Source organism: Streptomyces minutiscleroticus (assembly GCF_014650875.1).
GTDB classification, from domain to species: Bacteria; Actinomycetota; Actinomycetes; order Streptomycetales; family Streptomycetaceae; genus Streptomyces; species Streptomyces minutiscleroticus.
Map to the genome: position 1 here is coordinate 1 of NZ_BMVU01000252.1, position 640 is coordinate 640.

Sequence of the window (640 nt, forward strand, 5' to 3'; positions counted from 1 at the left end):
CATTAGAATCAACGCCAACTCCTACTTAAACCAGCTCAAAACCAAAGAAGCATACATTGAAACCCAAAAAGAAGCCATTGCCAATAAGAAGCGTTTGATGGAAATGGGGCGTATCGCTTACGAAGCCCAAAAAATTGGGCTTTTTGAATACTTGATTTATCAAAATTCTTACATGGACGCTCTCATCACTCTAGCGGAAGCTAAGATTGAATACATTGACATTAGCGCGCTTTTAGAAGAAACTTTAGGGGAGAGCTTGACCAGATTAGGAGTATTGCATTGAAGCGATCACTATTGTGGCTGATGTTAATGGGCGTTTTTTCAATGGGCGTTTCTTTAAAGGCCAAAGAGTATCCAGAAATTGTTTTAGAAGAAAAAAACTTGCAACCTATGGGGTTAAAGGTTGTTAAATTAGATAAAGAAATTTTTAGTAAAGGGCTTCCTTTTAACGCTTATATTGATTTTGATAGTAAAAGCTCTGTGGTGCAGAGCTTGAGTTTTGATGCGTCTGTGGTCGCTGTTTATAAAAGAGAGGGCGAGCAGGTGAAAATGGGAGATGCGATCTGTGAAGTGAGCTCTATTGATTTGAGCAATTTGTATTTTGAATTGCAAAACAACCAAAATAAATTAAAAATCGCTA

General features: G+C 37.5%; 2 protein-coding genes. Both read left to right on the forward strand.

Features of this window, described 5'->3' with window-relative positions:
* On the forward strand, positions 1 to 283 hold a 283-nt coding region (locus IE271_RS44605; protein WP_190195526.1), incomplete at its 5' end, for a TolC family protein.
* Positions 280 to 640: biotin/lipoyl attachment domain-containing protein (locus tag IE271_RS44610; protein WP_229920011.1), on the forward strand; the 361-nt coding region annotated here is incomplete at its 3' end. The genes IE271_RS44605 and IE271_RS44610, both read left to right, overlap by 4 nt.